The sequence below is a fragment of the Erwinia aphidicola genome, from assembly GCF_024169515.1.
Lineage (GTDB): Bacteria > Pseudomonadota > Gammaproteobacteria > Enterobacterales > Enterobacteriaceae > Erwinia > Erwinia aphidicola.
The window spans coordinates 4,084,842-4,102,566 of record NZ_JAMKCQ010000001.1; the positions used below are offsets into that span (position 1 = coordinate 4,084,842).

At 58.8% G+C, this 17,725-nt stretch carries 10 protein-coding genes and 1 pseudogene; 6 read left to right on the plus strand and 5 right to left on the minus strand.

Annotated elements, in window-relative coordinates; all coding sequences use genetic code 11:
- Nucleotides 1-49: 49 nt before the first annotated feature.
- Nucleotides 50-676, minus strand: coding sequence for a Vat family streptogramin A O-acetyltransferase (locus J2Y91_RS19195; protein ID WP_048916058.1), 627 nt, complete (start codon nt 674-676; stop codon nt 50-52).
- A 130-nt stretch (nt 677-806) separates the two neighbouring features.
- On the opposite strand from J2Y91_RS19195, the gene J2Y91_RS23125 reads away from it, so the two are divergent.
- Nucleotides 807-1,538 carry a hypothetical protein gene (locus tag J2Y91_RS23125; RefSeq protein WP_208864881.1) on the plus strand — a complete coding sequence of 244 codons (732 nt, stop codon included), beginning with the start codon at nt 807-809 and terminating at the stop codon, nt 1,536-1,538.
- Between the two features lie 74 nt (nt 1,539-1,612).
- Here J2Y91_RS23125 and mqo read toward each other — a convergent pair whose 3' ends face one another.
- On the minus strand, nt 1,613-3,265 hold the full coding sequence (gene mqo, locus J2Y91_RS19205; RefSeq protein WP_133623659.1) for a malate dehydrogenase (quinone): 1,653 nt from the start codon (nt 3,263-3,265) through the stop codon (nt 1,613-1,615).
- Between the two features lie 680 nt (nt 3,266-3,945).
- On the opposite strand from mqo, the pseudogene J2Y91_RS19210 reads away from it, so the two are divergent.
- The 3 genes and pseudogenes from J2Y91_RS19210 to yahO all read left to right on the plus strand — a co-directional run.
- Nucleotides 3,946-4,155 (plus strand): annotated as a pseudogene (locus J2Y91_RS19210) (cytochrome b); the annotation flags it as partial.
- Nucleotides 4,152-4,838: a hypothetical protein gene (locus J2Y91_RS23130; RefSeq protein WP_133623658.1), complete on the plus strand. Its 687-nt coding sequence runs from the start codon at nt 4,152-4,154 to the stop codon at nt 4,836-4,838. The pseudogene J2Y91_RS19210 and the gene J2Y91_RS23130, both read left to right, overlap by 4 nt.
- Nucleotides 4,839-5,005: 167 nt before the next feature.
- Nucleotides 5,006-5,281 (plus strand): DUF1471 family periplasmic protein YahO, encoded by a 276-nt coding sequence (gene yahO / locus J2Y91_RS19220; protein ID WP_133623657.1) that lies wholly within the window; start codon nt 5,006-5,008, stop codon nt 5,279-5,281.
- A 46-nt stretch (nt 5,282-5,327) separates the two neighbouring features.
- Here yahO and ampC read toward each other — a convergent pair whose 3' ends face one another.
- A complete protein-coding gene (gene ampC / locus J2Y91_RS19225) occupies nt 5,328-6,476 on the minus strand; it encodes a class C beta-lactamase (RefSeq protein ID WP_133623656.1) in 1,149 nt (382 codons plus the stop codon).
- Between the two features lie 135 nt (nt 6,477-6,611).
- Between ampC and ampR the strand changes: the two genes are divergently transcribed.
- Nucleotides 6,612-7,535, plus strand: coding sequence for a LysR family transcriptional regulator AmpR (gene ampR, locus J2Y91_RS19230; RefSeq protein ID WP_133623655.1), 924 nt, complete (start codon nt 6,612-6,614; stop codon nt 7,533-7,535).
- Between the two features lie 241 nt (nt 7,536-7,776).
- On the opposite strand, the gene J2Y91_RS19235 is transcribed toward ampR, so the two are convergent.
- Nucleotides 7,777-8,577, minus strand: coding sequence for an SDR family oxidoreductase (locus tag J2Y91_RS19235; RefSeq protein WP_048914692.1), 801 nt, complete (start codon nt 8,575-8,577; stop codon nt 7,777-7,779).
- Between the two features lie 96 nt (nt 8,578-8,673).
- Here J2Y91_RS19235 and J2Y91_RS19240 point away from each other — a divergent pair, with 96 nt between their 5' ends.
- A complete protein-coding gene (locus tag J2Y91_RS19240) occupies nt 8,674-9,099 on the plus strand; it encodes a GFA family protein (RefSeq protein WP_133623654.1) in 426 nt (141 codons plus the stop codon).
- On the opposite strand, the gene J2Y91_RS19245 is transcribed toward J2Y91_RS19240, so the two are convergent.
- Nucleotides 9,066-17,660: a glycoside hydrolase family 94 protein gene (locus tag J2Y91_RS19245; protein WP_253539161.1), complete on the minus strand. Its 8,595-nt coding sequence runs from the start codon at nt 17,658-17,660 to the stop codon at nt 9,066-9,068. The genes J2Y91_RS19240 and J2Y91_RS19245 overlap by 34 nt on opposite strands.
- Between the last annotated feature and the right edge of the window lie 65 nt (nt 17,661-17,725).

The window sequence follows — 17,725 nt, forward strand, 5'->3', positions numbered from 1 at the left end:
GTGACAGTGTCACATCAGATAATTGCTAATGGGTCAGGCAGGCCTGAGCCTAACCTTTAAGCGCTGCAATATCACCCGCCGTAATTCCAGCAAGATGGGCAGTAATCTTCTCCACTGGCCAGTCCCACCAGGCTAGCGCTTCCAGTTCGGCAATCACCTCATCACTAAAGCGTTTGCGGATCGCTTGCGCCGGGTTACCGCCCACTATGCTGTACGCCGGGACATCGGAAACCACTACGGAGCGTGAAGAGACGATCGCGCCGTTGCCGATGCTCACGCCCGGCATAATCAGGCAGTCATAGCCAATCCAGACATCGTTGCCGATGCAGGTATCGCCTTTATAAGGCAGGTCGCCGGGTTGCGGAGCTGCGCTTTCCCAGCCGTTGCCGAAAATAAAAAAGGGAAAGGTCGATATACCAGAGGTCTTATGGTTAGCGCCGTTCATAATGAACTTCACGCCGCGAGCCAGCGCACAGAATTTGCCAATAACCAGCTTATCGCCGATAAACGGATAGTGATAAAGGACGTTGCGCTCGAAGTTCTCCGCGTCATCAGGATCGTCGTAGTAGGTATAGTCGCCGATGATGATATTGGGGTTGGTCACGCAATTTTTGATAAAGCAGACCTGGGGAAAGCCAGGGAGTGGATGTTTCTCGCTGGGGTCGGGTCCGTGCATATATCCTCCTGAAGCAGTAGCGTAAAGAGAGTGTAATTCAGAGGAAACCGAAGCGCCTCACGCTGTATTCAAACGGGCAGTGACGCTATGATAGCAGCGCGCCAAATTCGGCAGAGGAGAATTCGCCATAATGTTTTATCGTTTTACGCTGGCAGCGGTTGTTGCCGCCACCACATTGACAGGTTGCGCTGCCTTTAAATCTAATACTGCCGTGGCGCCCGTTAGCCAGGCGACGCAGACCGCTGATGCCCCCGCTGCAACAGCCCAGCCCGAACAGCCGGTGCAAACAGAGCAAACAGAGCAAACCGCGCCAGCCGAACAGCCGGTGCAGACTACGCCTATCACTGCGCCCGGTGCCGTCACCGAAGGCAGCCCTGAGGCGACGACAGCTGAGGCAGCAACCGCTCCGGCAGCGACCGCACCTGACGCGCAAGTAGAAACGGCCAGCGCTCCGGCCCCGGCCGAAACGGCCACGCCTGCTGCACCTGCCGAACCGGCTAAAGAAGAAAAGGTCACGGCGGCGCAGGGGACAGCAGCAGTAGCACCGTTCAGCAGCGGCCCAACGCAGATTGATGTTTCGCATATCGTCACCCGCGCGGATGATGGCTCCTCCATCACGCTGACCATCGACGGTACTGAAGCGGGCATTCTTAAGCGCGGCGAAAAGCGTGCGCTGTTTGTCGAGCCGGGCAAACACAAGGTGGGCGGCTACGTCCAGACGCTGTTCGGCTTAGGGCGCGTAACCATTCCGGCGGTGGAGATCACCACGGTACCGGGCAAAGTGAAACATGTGGCCTACTCGGTTACCCGAACCAAGCCTGCATTTGCTGAAGCGCCAGACACCACCAAAACCCCAGGCTGATATTACTCTCAGCGGAGTGAACAGCAAAAAAAAAGGCCGATCCTCAGGATCGGCCTTTTTGGTTGGCGGGGAACTTACAGCGCCATATCGTGCTGCGGGCTCTCTGCGCGTTTCTCAGCGGGAGCAGCAGGGGCGTTCTGCTCGCCGTTCATGTTGATCACCGGCGGCTTCACCAGCTGCAGGGTGGCTGCGGTGTCATCCCACACTTGCTGGGTCAGCGGCGTGTTGCCGTTCAGCTGCTGGCCATAGCTCGGCACGATAGTGCGGATTTTGCTCTGCCACTCAGGAGAGTTGAACTGCTCCGGGAACAGCTTTTTGATCACGTTGAGCGCGATAGGGGCCGCAGTAGACGCGCCCGGTGAAGCGCCCAGCAGGGCCGCGACGGTTTTCTGCTGATCGGTCACAATTTCCGTACCCAGCTTCAGCACGCCACCTTTATCGGCATCCTTCTTGATGATCTGCACGCGCTGACCTGCCTGGATCAGTTTCCAGTCCTCTTTACGCGCGTCCGGGTAGTACTCTTTCAGCGCGGCGAAGCGGTCGTCGTCATTCAGCATCACCTGACCAATCAGGTATTTCACCAGGTCAAAGTTATCCAGGCCGACGTGCGTCATTGGCATGAAGTTGCTGGTGGTGGTGGTGCCCAGCAGATCGAAGATCGAACCATTTTTCAGGAACTTGGTAGAGAAGGTGGCAAATGGCCCGAACAGCACCACGCGCTTACCGTCAAGGTAGCGGGCATCCAGGTGTGGAACGGACATCGGTGGTGCGCCCACTGAAGCCTGACCGTATACTTTTTCCTGATGCTGTTTAGTAATTTCCGGGTTTTCAGTGACCAGGAAGGAGCCGCCCACCGGGAAGCCTGCATAGTTATCCGCTTCCGGAATACCGGTTTTCTGCAGCAGCTTCAGCGCGCCGCCGCCGGCACCGATAAACACATATTTCGCATCGATGCTGTGCTCTTCACCGCTGTTAACGTCTTTAACCGTCACATGCCAGGAGTTATCGGCATTGCGCTTAAATTCGGTAGCCTCGGTCGAGGTTTCAAGGGTGAAGTTTTTATCTTTCTTCAGGCTGCCGATCAGCTGACGGGTGATCTCGCCATAGTTGACATCGGTACCCACCGGGGTCCAGGTGGCGGCCACTTTCTGCTGTGGGTCGCGACCGGCAATCACCAGCGGTGCCCACTGCTTGATCTGGTTCTGGTCAGTAGAGAACTTCATGCCCTGGAACAGGGTAGTCTGCTGCAGTGCCTGGTAGCGCTTGGTCAGGTACTCCACGTTCTTATCACCCCAGACGAAGCTCATATGCGGCGTCGAGTTGATGAAAGAGTGCGGGTCGTTGAGCACGCCGCGTTTCACCTGAGCGGTCCAGAACTGGCGCGAGATCATAAACTGTTCGTTGATATCCAGCGCTTTGCTGACATCAATTGAACCATCAGCACGTTCCGGCGTGTAGTTCAGCTCCATGTTCGCAGAGTGGCCGGTCCCGGCGTTGTTCCAGCCGTTCGATGATTCGAGTGCGACACCATCCAGCTTCTCTACCATCAGCTGTTTCCAGCCTGGCTGAAGTTCCTGTAACCAGGTTCCTAAGGAAGCGCTCATGATACCGCCGCCAATCAACAGCACGTCGGTTTTCTGTGGAGCAGGGGTTTCAGCATGCAGTGCAGTAGATACCAGCAGAGCAGACAGAGAAAGCAGGGGAATTGTTTTTCTAAATTTAGACATAGCAGTGAGAGATATCTATATAGGTTTCAAAATTGAGGCGATATTTTAACGAACTTAGATGAAAAGTTAAGAATTATTTGCAGCTTTTAGTTTAAACACGATTAATAGGGTTAAATTTAACAATTAAATTATTTAGTTAAATTTTAAAAAAGCGTCAATTATCAATGACATGTCTCGATTTTAAATAGGCATGCTATCGTTATTGCCATCTGCAGGCTTTAGCTGAATGGATGGTTACTCTAATTACATAACGCTGACTATAATTAATAAACCACGCCACTTTTATAACTAAGCCATTAATTGGTCGACTAATTACCCGCTTGAGAAAATCGCTTCAGTCAGCATAATTATCATTAAGTGCCATATCTCGGCATTTAATTTCCTCCGGCCAGACCCGGTGTCGCGATTTTCCCGCCGCCGTTTGATGCCGAAGGTGTTTATAATTTGAGTTAACTCAGTAGCGTGACTCACGATAAATTTCACTGGGTCAGGGTTAAGCGCAGAAACAGCGAAATTTTTTTTAAAAATTTACGAATAAAAAGTGGCGATGGCGCGTTAACCGATCAACATCCACAAACGGAAACCTACTGTATGTCTGCCATTGCCACTTCCCGCGCGCGTCAGCGCTATGATGCTTTCACCCTGACGCTGCACTGGCTGACCGCTGCCTGCGTGATCTTCCTGTTAGTTTCTTCGGCCTGTTTGATATTCCGGGCTGGATTACCGTCGATCCCGCGCTGCGCCCTACTCTTGCGGGGCTGCACAATAATGTCGCCTGGGCGCTGATTGTTTTGGCGTTGGCCCATGCGATAGCGGCGCTGTTTCACCACTATTTACTGCGCGATAACGTGCTGCGCCGTATGCTGCCTCAAGCTGCCCGGAGGGCGTGAAAATTACCCACAGTGAAGTAAGGCAACAGCTGGCCGCCCATCTGTCGCGCCTGTGGCGTTACGGCATGGTGCTGTCGCGCAATCGCGACGTCGCCGAGGAGCTGGTGCAGTCCACCTGCGTGCGGGCGCCGCCCGCGCGTGCGCAGCACAGGGGACAGGTCAGCCGCCGCGGGCTGATCGCCGCCTCACTCAGCTTTCTGTTTATCGGTTCCGGTATCGGTTATTTCGCCCGTCCGGAAAGCGCCTCGCGCCGCGAAAGCGGCAGGATCCGCGACCTCGAAGCGCAATATATGTCCTTGTACAGCACTCAGACGCTGGCGGATGTCGATAATTCGCCGCCGGTGATTGCGCGCTCGCTGGAGAGAACCGCCCGCGAGATGGGCCTGCGGCTCAGCGCACAGCAGCTGGCGTTACCCGATGCTGAGCTAAAAAGCATACGCCTGCTGCGCTATGACGACGCTTCAATCGCGCAGATCGTCTGGGATCGCGCCAGCGAGGGTCCGATGGCGCTGTGTATTTCCCGCGAGCAGCATCAAAATCTAACCCCGGTGCAGGGTGAAAAGCGCCACGGTATGAGTCTCGCCTGGTGGCATGCCCGGGGTTACCAGTATGTCCTGATAGGCCGCAGCCCGACGCAGCAGATGCAGCAGCGGGCAGGGCAGCTGCGGCAGAGTCTCTCGTAGCGGTCAGGCATGCCTGACCCGACGCGTAGCGTGGGTAGCAATCCCAGGATAATGCCAACCTTATTGCTTTCCGCCTGCCGTGAACTACGCTTTTCAGGTAGGACACGGCTGCGCTTGTTAGCCGACTAATTAAAAACATAATATTCGATAACTCTGAGGATTTAACCATGATGCTTAAGACTAAGCTGGCCACTGCTGCTGTTTTATTATTCTCGCTTAATGCGTATTCAGCGGAGCTGATGTCGAAAGTCGACTTCGACAAAGTTTCTCTTCAGTATGAAAAAGTGGGTGATATCTCTGTTTCGGATGAGTCTGCACCCATGGATGCGCGAGAAGCGCTTAAGGCAGAAGCGGATAAGCTGGGTGCCGATATTTACGTCGTGACCTCAGGTGAGATCGATAAAAAAGTGCGCGCGACTGCGGTCGCTTACAAGAAAAAATAATGGGTCACGTAGGGGTCGACCTTTTTTCCGGTCGACCCGTTTTTTATTAGTGTTGAGTCAGCGCTGTTATGATCTTATTCGCCGCTTCCACTCTTGCCGGGTTCGGATAACTTTTATTTGCCAGCATCACAATCCCAACTTTCTGCTGCGGAACAAAGGCAATATAGCTGCCAAAGCCGTTGGTGCTGCCGGTTTTATGCACCCAGGATTGCGCTTCAGCCTTTCCGGCTGGCGTTAACACCTCGACGGCGTGCGGCTTGAGCGCCACCCCATTGTCGCTGGCAGCAATCACTTCTTTGGCATCCACCGGCCAGTGATAGATTTCCCACCCTAAGCCCTGATACCCGTTGCCCACGCGCAGATAGCGCGCCTGGCTGGTGAGGATTGCCTGCTTCACGGCGGGCGTGCTGTTCGGGTCGATATTCGCCTGCAGATATTTCGCCATATCCTGCACGCTGGTTTTCACTCCGTAGGCTTCTGCATCCAGCATGCCCGCTGAAACGCGCACCGGCTTACCGTCGCGATATCCCCACGCGTAATTTTTCTGCTGCGCCGCAGGCACATCAATATAGGTGTGCGTCATCATTAGCGGTTGCAGCACCTTGTTGTGCAGATAGTCGGTAAAGCTCAGCCCGCTGTTTTTCACCGCCAGTAAACCAAACAGCCCGATGCTGGCATTGGAGTAGCTGCGCATCGTGCCGGGCTGCCATTCAGGCTGCCACTGCTGATAGTAGTGCCACAGCGCCTGCTGGTCGCTCACCGCATCCGGCACCTGCAGCGGCAGCCCGCCCGCGGTGTAGGTGGCGAGGTTTAGCATAGTGATGTGCTGCCACTGCGGCGTGTTGAGCTGCGGCGCATACTTCACCGCCGGGTCGGTGAGCTTCACCAGACCGCTGTTAATCGCTGCGCCTGCGGCGATACCGGTAAAGGTCTTGCTGACGGAACCCAGCTCGAACAGGGTGTCCGCCGTGACCGGGCGCTTAGCCTCGATGTCGGCTTCGCCGTAGCTGTAGAGATGGCTTTTGCCCTGATACACCACGGCGACGGCCATGCCGGGGATCGCCTGCTGGGCCATTAAGGGTTTGATGGTGTCATTGACGATCTGGTCGAGCTGCGCGTTATTCAGCGGGGCCGCTAACAGCGAAAAGCTGGAAAGGGTGCCAGCAATCAAGATCGGGAGAAGGTTTTTTTTCATGCTTAATAGTTCCATAGGCTGATTGATGCAAACAGTGTTGCTCCTTTTGACCTGGAATAGTCTGAAGAGATTGCACGGATCTGACAAACGATTATATTTAGCATCTGACAATAGAAAATCTTACACGAGAGCACCATGAGCCGCAGTTATCTGCCGTTAAATTCGCTGCGTGCCTTTGAAGCCGCGGCCAGACAGTTAAGTTTTACTAAGGCTGCTATCGAACTCAATGTGACCCATGCCGCCATCAGCCAGCAGGTTAAAGCGCTGGAGCAGCATCTGAACTGCCAGCTATTTATCCGCATCTCGCGGGGGCTGGTGCTGACGCCAGAAGGGGAGATCCTGCTGCCCACGCTGAGTGACGCCTTCGATCGCATCGCCGATTCGCTGGACCGTTTTTCTGCTGGCCGCGTCAGGGAGAAGGTGAAAGTTGGCGTGGTCGGAACCTTTGCCACCGGTTATCTGCTGCCGCGGCTGGCGGCATTTCGCCTGCGCTATCCGCATATCGATCTGCTGCTCTCCACCCACAATAATCGCGTCGACAGCGTGGCCGAGGGGCTGGATTACGCCATTCGCTACGGCAACGGCGCCTGGCACGGTACGGAGTCACAGTTTCTGTGCGATGCCCCGCTGGCGCCGCTGTGCACGCCGGAGCTGGCGCAGCAGATCCAGCAGCCTGCCGATCTGAACAACTTTACGCTGCTGCGATCCTTCCGCCGCGATGAGTGGACAACGTGGTTTGCGGCAGTGGGGGAGCCGGCGCCTTCGCCCGCGCAGCATATTATGGTGTTTGATTCGTCGGTGAATATGCTGGAGGCGGCACAGGCCGGGGCGGGCATTGCGCTGGCGCCGCCGGTGATGTTCAGCCATCTGCTGCAAAGTGGTAAGATCGTGCAGCCATTTGCCGCCAGTATCAGCTTAGGGGGTTACTGGCTGACGCGGCTGCAGTCGCGCCCGGAAAGCGCGGGGATGCGTGATTTTGCTGAATGGCTGCTGGGGGAAGCGGGTGCGCCCGGCCATCCCGGGCCGACCAGAAAAGCGGTCGGCCCCTACAACAGATGATGCGCCATTCATTCCTGATGATGCCCCGGTTCTTCCTGCAGGGGCCGACCCTTTTTTCGGTCGGCCCGAAGCCCCTTGATGATGCGCCATTCATTCCTGATGATGCCCCGATTCTTCCTGTAGGGGCCGACCCTTTTTTTCGGTCGGCCCGAAGCCCCTTGATGATGCGCCATTCACTCCTGATGATGCCCCGGTTCTTCCTGTAGGGGCCGACCCTTTTTTTCGGTCGGCCCGGAATCCATCATCCGTTATCCTGAAAACCCGGATAAAGCGTCATGCCGCCATCGACAAACAGCGTGGTGCCGTGCACATAATCGGACAGATCGCTGGCCAGCCAGACGACCGCGTTGCCAATATCCCGCGCTTCGCCAATGCGGCCATAGGGGATCAGCTCCAGCAGCTTGCGCCCCGCGTCACCCTCGGTGCTCTCTTTGTTGATCGCGGTGGCGATGGCGCCGGGCGCGATGGAATTGACGCGTATACGCTCGGCGCCAATCTCCTGGGCAAGCGAGCGCATCAGCAGGTCGACACCGCCTTTGGAGGCCGCATAGTTCACATGCCCGGCCCACGGGATCACCTGGTGTACCGAGCTCATATGGATAATTTTCCCCAGCGCGCGGCTGACCTCCGGCCGCGCACCCTGCTGGCGAAACTGGCGCAGCGCCGCACGGGCGCAGAGGAACTGCCCGGTCAGGTTGACATCCAGCACTTTGTTCCAGTCGGCCAGCGACATCTCGCCAATCGGCGCGTCTTTTTGCAGCCCGGAGTTCGCCACCAGAATATCCAGTGCGCCAAAAGCGTCGATGGTGCGGGCAAACAGGTTGTCGACGTCGTCCTCTTTTGACACATCGCCGCCGACGGCAATGGCTTTGCCGCCTTGCTGACAAATTTTTGCCGCCAGCTCTTCAGCGGGCTGCGCCTGGCTGTTGTAATTGATCACCACGCTGGCCCCGGCTTCCGCCAGCGCCTCTGCGCAGGCATAGCCAATTCCTGAACTGGCGCCCGTCACCAGCGCAACCTGATTTTTTAATGAAATCATCATAACTTTGACCTTCTTGTCGTGAACACGGGTGTCCTATAGTCTTGTTGAGGATCATGAACTCAGCAAATCATGCGGCAATTTTATCAGGAGAGAGCTATGCCAGAGATTAAGTCTGCCCAGTGCCACTGTGGGGCGGTCACCTTTAACGTCACGCTGCTGGACGGCTTCAACACCGTGCGCCGCTGCAACTGTTCTTTTTGCCGCATGCGCGGCGCGGTGGTGGCGTTTGCCAGTGAAATTAACATCACCCAGGGCGAGGATAAGCTGACCGAGTACCGCTTCAACAGCAAATCGGTGGCACACTATTTCTGCTCCGTCTGCGGGATTTACACCTTTCATCAGCCCCGCTCTAATCCGCAGCAGCGTGCCGTCAACGTGGCCTGCATCGACGGCATCTCGCCGTTTGATTTCTCGCCGCTGAACGTTACGGATGGTATACATCATCCGAAAGATGGCGGCAAAGGCGGCGTGGCGGGAACGCTGAGCTATCAGCCTTCTGCCGATGGCTGCGCGCCTGACTGAATATCCACGCGGTGTTCGCGCCCGTCATCGATCAGCTCAATATCGCCGTACGGCTGCGGCGTGCCGTCCAGGCTCAGTGAAGACTCTCCGTCGCAGCGCCGCACGGTGATGCGGTAGTGGCTGCTGCCGTGCTGATAGGCGATCATCACTTCAGGCCAGGCGGCGGGCAGCAGCGGCCTGATGCTCAACTTATCGCCCTCACGGGTTATCCCCAGCAGCGATTCGGTCAGCAGGCGGTACGCCCAGCCCGCCGAACCGGTGTACCAGCTCCAGCCGCCGCGCCCGTTGTGCGGCGCCACGCTGTAGACGTCGGCGGCCATCACGTAAGGCTCGACCTTATAGCGCGCGACTGCGTCAGCATTCAGGCTGTGATTTACCGGGTTGATCATCGACCACAGCTGCCAGGCGCGCTCGCTGTTGCCCATCTGCGCAAAGGCCATCACCGCCCAGATAGCGCCGTGCGTATACTGCCCACCATTTTCCCGCACCCCCGGGACGTAGCCCTGAATATAGCCGGGGTTAGGGCCGAGACCGTCGAACGGCGGAGTGAGCAGTTTGATTAAGCCGTTATCGCCATCGACCAGCAGCTCATCCAGCGAGCGCATCGCCTGAGCACAGCGATCCGCGCTGCCTGCGCCCGACAGCACCGCCCAGCTCTGGGCTATAGCATCAATCTGGCAGGCGGGAGAGAGCTGGGAGCCGAGCGGCGCACCGTTATCAAAATAGCCGCGGCGATACCATTTGCCATCCCAGCCCGACGCGTGGAGATTTTTTTGCAGCAGGTCGGCCTGCTCGCGGCACAGCAGCGCCACGTCGGGCTGCTGTATCCGATCCGCCAGCGCGGCGAAGCGCTGTAGCACCGTGAACAGGAAGAAGCCGAGCCAGACGCTTTCGCCTTTGCCCTCAATACCGACCAGATTCATGCCGTCATTCCAGTCGCCCGCGCCCATCAGCGGCAGGCCGTGCGGACCGAAGCGCAGCCCGTGGCGAATTGCCTTCACGCCGTGCTGCCACAGCGTCTCCTCCAGCGGGGTGATGGTCGGCTGCTGGTAAACTGACTCCTCTTCCGGCCGCAGCGGGCGCGATTCGATATAGCTGACGGGCTGTTGCAGCAGCGCGCTGTCGCCCGTCACGCTCACGTAGTGGCACATGGCCAGCGGCAGCCAGAGATAATCATCGGAGCAGCGGGTACGCACCCCGTTGCCCAGCGGCGGGTGCCACCAGTGCTGCACATCGCCCGCCAGATACTGGCGTGAGGCGCACAGCACGATCTGCTGGCGCAGCCGCTCCGGCGCCGCATGCGCCAGCGCCAGCGTGTCCTGCAGCTGGTCGCGGAAGCCGTAAGCGCCGCCCGACTGGTAGTAGCCGCTGCGCGCCATGATGCGGCTGGAGAGGGTTTGGTACAGCAGCCAGCCGTTGACCAGCAGATCCACCGACGGGTCGGGGGTGGTCACGGTGATTTTGTCGAGCAGGCGGTGCCAGTGCTGATGGACGATTTCCAGCTCGTGCCGTGCCGCGCCTTCACTGATAAAGCGCGCAATCAGCCCTTCGGCCTCTGCCGGGGTTTGCCCGGTGCCGAGAACAAAAATAAAGGTGCGCTGGTCGCCATCAATCAGCGTGGTCGCTGACTGCACGGCCGCGCAGGGATCTAACCCCACGCCGGTGGTGCCCGACAGCATGTGCTGGGTCAGCGCCGCCGGGGCACGCTGCGTGCCATTACGGCCAAGAAAGGCACGCCGGTCGCCGGTCAGGGAGCAGTGGACGCCGCTGACGGCAAAGAAGGACGTGCGCTCCGAGCCGTTACTGCCGTAGAAGTTGGTTGCCAGCACGCCGCACCCGGCGGCAACGCCAGCGGGCTGCGTCATGATATGCATCGCCGATTTGCTGCGCGTCTCGCCCAGCGTCCACTCTACGTAGCCGATGGCGGAAATTTTGCGGATCCGCCCTGAGTTATTGCTCACCGTGAGGATCGCCAGCTTGACCGGCGCATCAACGGCGACCAGTACGGTCAGCTCGCTGTCCAGCCCGGTTTCGCGGTGGTGAAATACGCTGTAGCCGAAACCGTGGCGGCTCAGGTACAGCCCCTGGCCCCTGGCGGGTAGCGCCGTGGGTGACCAGAAGTGGCCGCTCTCTTCATCACGCAGATAGAAGGCTTCACCTGAACGGTCGCTGACCGGGTCATTTTCCCACGGCGTCAGGCGATATTCGTGTGCGTTCTCGAACCAGCTGTAGGCCTGCCCGGCCTCTGAAATTACCGAGCCGAAAGTGTCATTGGCGATCACGTTGGACCATGGCGCAGGGGTCGGGTCCTGCTCATCAAGCAATATCTGGTATTCACGGCCATCAGGGGAGAAGCCTCCGCGCCCGTTGAAGAACAGCAAGTCATCCGTTTCAGGTTGCCACTGCAGGTGCTGATTAGCAGGCAGATCCGTCTGGATAACCAGCGGCTGCGCGGCCGCCGTCACGGGCTGCATGCGCAATTTAAGCTGTTCTTTCAGCCCACCGGCGCGATCGTCGATGACGACCCGCGCCACGCTGAGCAGCAGCAGGCGGTCCTCAGGGGAGAGATGCTGGCCGTCGCGCACAAAAATGCCCCCTGACTTATCAATCAGGCTGGCTTCGGCGCCCGCGGCCACCAGGCTCATTATCTGGTTTTGCAACAGCTGCTGATAGCCGCCGGGGCCGTCATTGAGGATCACCAAATCCATCGACAGACCTTTCATGCGCAGATATTGATGCGCCTGCACAAAGGTAGTAATCAGCGGCGTGTTTTCCGCGCGGGTGACGCTCAGGATCACAATCGGCAGATCGCCCGAAATTGCCCAGCCCCACAGACCGCTTTGCCCACGACGGTTGCGGCTGAGGATCTCCCCACCGGCGCGTAGCTCGGGGCTGGGGAACAGCACGGCACTGGCGAGGCGGTTAAACAGTTTGGCGTCATCTTCGTTGGCGTTGATCTGCCGCAGCGCAATCTGGCTGTGCGACCAGGCCAGTTCAAAGACCCGATCGGCAATCGGCTGGTCGCGGTACTTTTCCAGCAGTTGAATACTGAGGGCGCGGCTTTCCGTCACCCCATAAACAATGTCTACCGTTACCGACTGGCCCGGCAGCAGGGTAAGAGGCTGGCGCACCGCCATGATCGGGTCGAGCACCGCGCCCGCCGAGTTGCTGAGCGGCCCGCTATAACGGGACATTGCCGCATTGCCGGTATCGTTGCCGCGGCCAAGGAAGATGGCGCGGTCAGTTTCGAAGGAGGCGGTTTGCTGCGTTCTGCCATGCACCACCATCATATGAAACAGACAGGGGGTGACTTCATCCGGGGATCTCGGCCGGCGCTGGCAGAGAATGGCTTCATCCTCCGTGAGCAGTTCCGTCTGCACAAAAAGGTTACTGAAGGCCGGATGTGCCCGATCGCTGGCGGCCGGGGCCAGCACCACTTCTGCATAGGTGGTCAGCTCCACGCTGCGCGCCTTGCGGCCGCGGTTGAGCAGCGTGACGCGGCGCAGTTCGATATCGTCTTCCGGCGAAACCACGATCTGGGTTTTGATCTCCAGCGTGCCCTGAGTACGGGTGAAGACCACACCCGCGTCGGTAAACGATGCCCGGTAGCGATCGGCTGGCGCGCCCAGCGGCTGCCAGGTGGTGTTCCACCGCTCACCGCTCTCCACATCGCGAATATAGCAGCACGGGCCCGAATTATCGCAGGTGCTGTCGCTGTGCCAGCGGGTCAGCGCCAGATCGCGCCAGCGGCTGTAGCCACCGCCGGCATGCGTCAGCATCAGGTGATAGTGAGCATTCGACAGCAGCTGGACCTCCGGCAGCGGGCTGTTAACATCATTGAATTCTCGCGGCAGATAGTGAACCGGCAGTAATGCTCCTGCCTGGGCCTCGAAATGACGGCGCGGGCTGTACAGCTCAACAGCATCCGGCACCCGTTCCTGCAGCAGCAGGCGGCCGGACTGGAATGCGGCAACCGACATAAAGCGATCGGTCATGGGCGCGTTGTGTAGCAGGTGGGAGATCGCCTGAAAAGCCATCCCCTGGTGATGCGCCATCCATGAACGCACCACGGCAAAGCGCTGGCCGCTGGCCTGGCGCGAAGGGGTGAAATCCAGCGCCTCATAGAAGCCGTATTCGCCGCGCGCGCCGCTTTTAGCCAGCAGCGCCAGATTCTCACAGGCTTTTTGCGGTGACACCATCAGTGCCAGGAAGGTGGCATACGGGGCGATAACCATATCCTCCGCCAGCCCGCGCTTCAGCCCCAAACCGGGCACGCCAAAGGCGTGATACTGATAGTTTTGCGCCACGTCAAAGGCATAATATCCCGACTCAGAGATCCCCCAGGGCACCCCGCGCTTTTTGCCCCAGTCTATCTGTCCGTTCACCGCCGACAGGCTCATGGCGGCCAGCAGGCTGCCGGGGTAGATTGACATCACCAGATTGGGCATCAGATATTCAAACATCGACCCGCTCCAGGACATCAGCGCGGTATTGTTATCGATAGTGGTGAACAGGCGGCCCAGCGCATACCAGCTTTTCAACGGCAGCTGGTTAGTGGCAATCGTCAGGAAGGTTGTCAGGCGGATCTCAGAGGGAAACAGGTCGTAATGGCTGTGGTCCAGCGTGCTGTTATCGCAGTGATAGCCCACGCTCAGCTGATGGTTAACGTCACTGTACAGGAACACAAAGTCCATTCTGGCGTGCGCGTTCAGCCGCAGTTCCAGCTCGCTGATGATGGCGAGCTGCATGCGGGCCTGGACAATGGCCGAAAGGGGGGGAGAATCGGGCTGCAATGTATCAGCCTGGGAAAGCCACGCCAGCGAAGGCAGCCCGGCCGCACGCCAGTCGGGCGGCAGCCAGCCGAGCAGCGATGACCAAACCTGGCAGAAGCGCGTCAGCTGCGCGTGCAGCAGCCGCGTCCAGCGGCTAACCTCACTGTTCTCCTGCTGGCTCATTCCCTCAAGGCGAGCGCTCAGTTTGCACATCGTCTTCAGCTCATCCTGTAACAGCGCCGGGGAGAGCTGCGCGGCGTCAACAAGATGCTTTTGCAGCAGCCGCAGCGTGGTGGGGGCATGAGCCCCCCAGCAGGTTTCCAGAATAGCCAGGGTATCTTTAAGCCCCGCCAGCATCTGGCCGATATCGATGATCGGCTGATGGCGCAGCTGACCTAAGCCCGCGCTGAGCGTTAACAGGTGACCGGCCATATTGCCGCTGTCGACGCTGGAGACATAGCGCGGGTTAAGCGGCAGCAGCGTCAGGGTGTCGTACCAGTTGAACAGGTGACCGCGGTAGTGCTCCATTTTATCCAGGGTGTCCAGCGTCAGGGTGACGCGCCGCAGCACTTCGGTGCCGGGGATATAGCCGAAATCCATCGCGGTCAGATTAGCCATCAGCGACAGGCCGATATTGGTCGGCGAGGTGCGGTGGGCAATCATGGCGTGGGGCTGCTCCTGATAATTGTCCGGCGGCAGCCAGTTGTCGTCTGCGCAGGTAAATGTTTCGAAAAAGGCCCATATTTCGCGGCTGCTCTGGCGCAGCAGCATTTGATGGTCGCTGCTCAGCGCGGGGGCAGAAAGTTCCGCAGGGCGGCTTAGCCAGCAGAGCAGCAGCGGGGCCAGGCACCACAGTAATCCGACGGGCAGGGCGAGGCTCAGCAGGGCGGGCGCCTGCAATGCGCTTAACAGAATCAATAGCAGGCCAGTCATCACGTTCAGCCACATGCTGCGGTAAAACGCCAGGGGGGAAGCCGGGTTACCGACGGCCGAATGGTCGGCGCTGACCCACTGATTGAGGTTGCGCCGGGTAATCGCCAGCCGCCAGAGGGTGAGCGCAATGGCATGCAGGGAGTAGCCTGCCTCATGCGGTAGCGTGATGAAGTTCAGCCCGATGCGCAGCAGCCGTAGCCAGGTCCCCTTCAGGACAGCCGACACGCGGCTCAGCAGAGGGCGGTTGCTCATCACCAGGTCCAGCACCACGGCCAGCACAGTGGGCAACAGCAGCACGATAGCCAGCACCGCAAGCCAGTACAGGGGGTTAGGTACCAGCAGGAAAGCGCAAAACAGCAGCGTAAGAAATGCCGGAGCTGCCAGGCTGCGGCGTAGATTATCGAATAACTTCCAGCGTGACAGGGTGGTGAGAGGGTTAGGCTCGCGCGAACCATCGGCCCGGGTCACGCGCAGCTTCAGCCAGTTGAGGAGCTGCCAGTCGCCGCGGATCCAGCGCGTGCGCCTGGCGACATCCGTCAGGTAGTTGACCGGGTACTGCTCATACAGCAGCACCTCGCTCAGCAAGCCGGAGCGGGCGTAGCACCCCTCCAGCAGGTCATGGCTCAACACCAGATTTTCCGGGCCAATGTTGCAGGTTGCCTGCGCGAAAACATCCACATCATAGATCCCTTTACCGACAAACGTCCCTTCGCCAAACAGATCCTGATAAATATCCGAGGACATCATCGAGTAGGGATCGTTGCCCGGTACGCTGCTGCAGATCGCCGCGTAGCGCCCCTGACCGTGGCGCGGCATCTCTTCCGCCAGCCCCGGCTGTAAAATGCCATAGCCTTTCACCACCCGGCGTTGCTGCGCATCGTAAACCGGGTGGTTGAGCGGGTGGGCCATGGTCGCGACCAGCTTGTGTGCGGTGTCGCGCGGCAGCACCGTATCGCTGTCCAGCGTGATGACATATTTGATCGGCGCGGGTAGCGCTTTTTCATTGCCGGTAATAGAGGCGAACTGCGTGCCGGGCTGCCGCAGCCAGCTGTTGAGCATCGCCAGCTTGCCGCGTTTGCGTTCATAGCCCATCCAGACGCCCTGCTGGGGGTTCCACGTGGGGGAGCGGTGCAGCAGGTAGAAAAGGGGCGTTTCACGCGCGTAGCGGCGGTTTAGATTTTGTAGTTGTGCGCTAGCCCACTTCAGCAAAGCGTCGTTCTCCGGCGTACTTTCAGACGGGGAATCGTGAAAATCGCTGAGCAGCGCAAAATAGAGGTTGGCGCTGGGATTACCGAGATAGCAGACCTCAAGGCTGCTGAGCAGCGCGTCAATCGATTGACGGCTGCTCAGCAGGCAGGGAATGGCTATCAGCGTACTGGCGGCAGGCGGGATGCCGCTGGCATAGTCCATGCGCGGCAGTGGCATCGGGGTGCGAAAACGCGTGGTCATTTCGCCCAGCAGCTGCAGCACCAGCTGGCTGATAACCAGCGCCAGCGGCAGAGCCAGCAGCCATAGCGTCCAGCTCATTCCGTGCTGCGCAGTGCGCTGCAGCACCGCGGCGCTAACGGCCATGGTCAGCAGGCTGAGGCTACCGAGCCAGGAGAGCAGCGGTACCTGATTGAACCGATGGCGCAGCTGGGTGACTCCGCTGGTATTGGCCGTCAGCACTTTTTCCAGCACCTGGCGTTCATCGCCTATCAGATAGTGACCAATATGCTGCGGTGCCGAAGCGCCGCTGGCCGCCTGCGACAGCGCCAGCACCTGACGCGTGACGTCCAGCTCGCTGAAACGACTGTTGCGCGCCAGCCGCTCAATCACATGGCGGTAATGGTCGCGGGTATCAAAATGCATCTGGGGATAAATCGCGGCGGGATCCTGCCTGAGCAGCTGCTCCACCAGGCTGGCAGACTCGCAAAAATCTGCCCAGTCGGTTTCGCTCAGCAGGCGCAAACCGGCAATGCTGTTGCTGACCGAAAGCTGGCTGGTGGCCAGCTGCTGGTTGAAGCGGTTGATCATGACATCGGTCGTCATGCCACTTTCGGCCAGGCTCTGCTCGGCCCAGGTCAGCGGCAGCGCCAGTAAACTGCCGCGCCCCTGCAGCCTGCGCACCAGCTCGGCGACGAAAGCACTGCTCAACGGCGGGCGCGAGCGGGCCATGTCGGCGATCACCAGCACCAGGTCAGCGGGGGTGGCCTCGGCGCAGGCAATCAATTTATTCACCCACGAGTCTGCCAGATTGCGTTCTTTTTGTGCCTGAGCGACCTCGCTGCTGATGCGGCGCAGGTTCTCAATCAGCGCCAGGCGCAGCATGCCGGGTAGCGCCCACAGCTCGCCCAGCGTCAGCGGCGTAACCCGCTGATAGGCCATAATATAGCCGGTTAAGCTGCCGACATCCCAGCGCCCGTCACCGTGAGCAATCGCTTCGGCGGCGATATCATAGATCCTGGGGCAGGAGTGCGGAGCTGAGAGCACGGGCAACCCTTTACCAAAATTCTTGGGTAAATGGTGGCGCACCATGCGGATCTGCTCCTCAATCAGATAGTAGTTATCCAGCAGCCATTCGCCCGCCGGGGCCATGCTGGCCTTCTCTGCGTCATTGAGTAAAAAGCAGTTGTGGGTAATCACCGCCTCGTTATTGCCCAGTCGTTTGAGCAAATAGTACGGCTGAGTTTTTGGCGACAATCGGTGTGAGCGGGCGAGCTTTTGCCCGTAAAGCTCCATTTGCAGCGCAGAAAAAATTTCCGCCTTCAGGGGAGGGTCATTGGCAGGGGAGACGTCTGCCTGCAAGGGGTTATTTGATCTGCTGGCTAGGTTCGCAAACACGTTTGTCAGCCACGATTTAAAATTTATTTTCATAATTTTGCTCTTCAGGCGAAACAGACGCAGGGGAGCAGTGGTGAAAGAGGTAGAGAAACGTTTTT